A 3,352-nucleotide genomic window follows, 5' to 3' on the forward strand; every position below is an offset into this window, starting at 1 on the left:
GATGCTCCGTCACGTCGAGCAGCACCGCGCCGTCATGTCCAAGCTGTTGCAGGACGTGGCGGGCGTGGGCCGCGTCGCCGCGACAACCTTGATTGCGGAATTGCCTGAACTGGGTCGTCTCAATCGGCGCCAAATCTGCGCCTTGGTCGGCGTGGCACCTTATGCCAAGGATTCTGGTTCCATCAGAGGCCGTAGACGCATCGCCGGCGGGCGCTTTGAGGTACGGCGCGCGCTGTACATGGCGACGCTCACCGCGACTCGATTCAATCCGGCCGTCCGCGCTTTCTACGAACGTTTGGTTGCCGCAGGCAAACCCAAGAAAGTGGCCTTGATCGCCTGCATGCGCAAGCTCATCACGCACCTAAATGCCATCGCCCGTAACCACCTGAATGCTCAAAATCAACCTCTCACAGCTTGACATTCAACACGGTTACTCAGGTCAGTCGGACCCGCACGAGAAGCATCGCGCGAGACGCCCATCGAACCATCGATGATTCCTGTACCAGGGGAGCCGGAATTTGTGCATGTCGTCCCAACCGCGGCGACGCTCGCTCTGGCCAAACCGGCCACGATGTTCTCGCTGAACGTACGCCTGCCCAAAAGCGTTGCCTTGGAACTGGGCCAGACGAGCTTTGAGGAACGGACGACCCTCGTCCAGATGCTCGGGAGGCTGCTGTGTTCCGGTTCGACGAAGGACTGAAGGTCTAGCTGTATCGTGAGCCTGTCGACTTCCGGATGCGCATCAACGGACTGTCGATCCTCGTCGAACAGGCAATGAGCCTGAACCCGATGGCGTCGGCCCTATTCGTGTTCGGCAACCGGCGCCGCGACCGCATCAAGATTCTCGGTTGGGGCGGCAACGGCTTCTGGCCGCTCCTCAAGCGGCTCGAGGCAGACCGGTTCATCTGGCCGTCTGGAAGCGAGACGATACCGTTGAGCATCGAGCAGTTGCATTGGTTGCTCAACGGCATCGATCTCGCCGTGATCCAGAAGCACCCCCGACGCTATTGCACCGTGTTGTCCAGGCGCCCAAAGTGTATGCGATGGAAGCATCTACGCCATCGCTGTTGGTGACTGGCAACTGATTATAGACTTCGAGCGGGGCATGCGCCCAGATGTTCGCGTAGCCGACATTCCGATAATCGGCCGACATAAAGCTCGGTAAAGTGTGCGATTCGCAGACATCGTTTCACTTTTTTGAAGGCCGTTTCTTTGCCGTATCGGAACCGTGGCGCCGATAGGGGGCACGGGTTCCGACACGCGCCGATGATGTTCGCCGAGGAACTTGTCGACCCGCCATTCGCGGTGCCGAATTCGCTCTTTCTGCTCGTCGTACGCACTTTCCACCTCCTCCGCGAGAGGTGTGATTTCACCCAGCTCCGCAATGTGGTCAACAGGAGTCTTTCCACCGAGTGAGCCGTGTGGCCGACGCCAGTTGTGGTCGAACTGCCACTCTTCGATTCGCGAGTCGATTGCTTGCTCTGTCGGGGCTTGGTGGTACCAAAACTCGTTCAGGTCAGTAAGTTGCGAACGTTCAACCTTGCCATTGAGGTGCGGCGAGCGCGGTGGAATTGGCCGGAATTTGATGCACTCGTTTATCAGGCACCGCTGCACAGATTCAGCGAAGAACTCGCCGCCGCGGTCGGTCTGGATACGTTGAATTGGAAACGGCATTTCCTCGATGACACGATCAAGGCAAAGCAGCGTATTTCGGGCATTTCTACGCGGGTAGACGGCCAGTACACGAAAGCGCGAACAGTCGTCGATGGCCGTGTACTGGTAGACGCCTCGTGCAATTTTCATCGTGTCCATCTGGACGCGGTCTCCGGGAACCGGACGGCTGTAGCGCCTCGGCTGTGCCGGCCTCCTAGGGCGAACCAACGGCTTCACTGACGCTTCGCACAGAACCTTGTGAATGGTCGCAGGGGATAGTTCTCTTTGCTCGTGCAGACGCAATTCGTTCTGAATCCGCCGTGCCCCCTTGCGCTCAGCCCGCAGGCGAAGAATCGTTGCCCGATCTGCGTCAGAGACCTTTCGATTCGGGCTAGACAGAGGGCGACGGCTTTGAGAGCGAAGACCTTCTTCTCCCGCTTCCTGGTAGCGGCGCAGCCACTTCCGAAGCGTTGGCCTAGAGATGCCACAACGCGTGCACACGAGACCGGCGTTGCCGGTCTCTCGATACATGCGGACCCAACGTAATCGCATCGAGATTTCGCGCTCCATCGTCCCATATTAGTTGAAACGATGTCCATGAATCACACAGCTAAGATCGCCAAGTCGCAGCGGTGTGCATGGGTGCCACACCGCCTGCAGACTCCGCCGCGCAAGTTCTGCATTGTCGTCACGCATGGCCACTCCCGGCTTCCTTCCTGTAGCGTCACCGATCTACGAATAAGTCAATCTCCGGTTCTGCTCCCGGAGTGACGAGATACCGCGAAAAGTCGACCACGCCTGCCGCTCGCAGCACGTCCTCGTCCAGCATGAACGTGCCCGTCAGTTCTCTGCTTGGGGTGGTCAGGATATGCCACGCGGCATCCGCCATGATGTCCGGGGTGCGAGCCTTCTGTTCCAGGCCAGGTGTTGCGATGCTCAAGGCGCTCGTCCCGATGATGGTCCGGGGCCACAGACCATTGACAGCAACGCCGTGATTGCGCAGCTCAGCCGCAAGCCCAAAGCAGATCATGCTCATGGCATATTTTGACGTCGTATATGCCGCATGTTGCTCAAACCACTTTGGACTCAGATTGATTGGAGGCGACAGCGTTAAGACATGCGGATTTGACGATTTCAGCAGGTACGGTAGGCATGCTTGTGCGCACAGGTAGCTTCCGCGCACATTGATATCCATCATCAGGTCGTAGCGCTTCATCGGCAAATTATCGATGCCGGACAAATTGATCGCACTCGCGTTGTTCACGAGAATGTCGATGCCCCCGAAGTGTTCCGCCGCCGCAGTAGCGGCGCGCCGAACCTGCTCCTCCTCCCGTACGTCTACCACTAGAGGCAGCGCCTGGCCGCCAACCGCACGAATCTCCTCTGCTGCACTATGGATCGTGCCTGGCAAACGAGGATCCGGGTCCGATGTCTTCGCGGCGACGATGATGTTTGCGCCATCACGCGCTGCGCGCAACGCAATCGCCTTACCGATGCCGCGGCTCGCGCCGGTAATGAAGAGAGTCTTGTCTTTGAGGCTTGTCACGGAGCACGACCATTGGGCTGTTGGTTCTATCACAGGCTACCGAGAGGTCCCGGATTCGGCTTGTGAAAACTTGCTATAACCTGATCGAGCCGCACCTCTCGGTGCACACCAAAGTCTGCGGCAACCAGGAACCAGCAGTTCGGAGACAACTAG

General features: G+C 58.6%; 4 protein-coding genes and 1 pseudogene. 3 read left to right on the forward strand and 2 right to left on the reverse strand.

Annotated elements, in window-relative coordinates:
* The 3 genes from U5771_RS34750 to tnpB form a co-directional block, all read left to right on the forward strand.
* Positions 1-418 (forward strand): transposase (locus U5771_RS34750; RefSeq protein WP_322028125.1); only part of this gene is annotated, 418 nt, incomplete at its 5' end.
* 72 nt (positions 419-490) lie between these two features.
* Positions 491-700 (forward strand): hypothetical protein, encoded by a 210-nt coding sequence (locus U5771_RS34755; RefSeq protein ID WP_322028126.1) that lies wholly within the window; start codon positions 491-493, stop codon positions 698-700.
* An 8-nt stretch (positions 701-708) separates the two neighbouring features.
* A complete protein-coding gene (gene tnpB, locus U5771_RS34760; protein ID WP_322028128.1) occupies positions 709-1,074 on the forward strand; it encodes an IS66 family insertion sequence element accessory protein TnpB in 366 nt (121 codons plus the stop codon).
* Positions 1,075-1,189: 115 nt separating this feature from the next.
* Here tnpB and U5771_RS34765 read toward each other — a convergent pair.
* Both U5771_RS34765 and U5771_RS34770 read right to left on the reverse strand, forming a co-directional pair.
* Positions 1,190-2,205, reverse strand: a pseudogene (locus U5771_RS34765) (IS481 family transposase).
* Positions 2,206-2,377: 172 nt separating this feature from the next.
* A complete protein-coding gene (locus tag U5771_RS34770; protein WP_322028127.1) occupies positions 2,378-3,199 on the reverse strand; it encodes an NAD(P)-dependent oxidoreductase in 822 nt (273 codons plus the stop codon).
* Positions 3,200-3,352: the final 153 nt, after the last annotated feature.

The sequence above is a fragment of the Burkholderia sp. BCC1977 genome, from assembly GCF_905339595.1.
Taxonomy (GTDB): domain Bacteria; phylum Pseudomonadota; class Gammaproteobacteria; order Burkholderiales; family Burkholderiaceae; genus Burkholderia.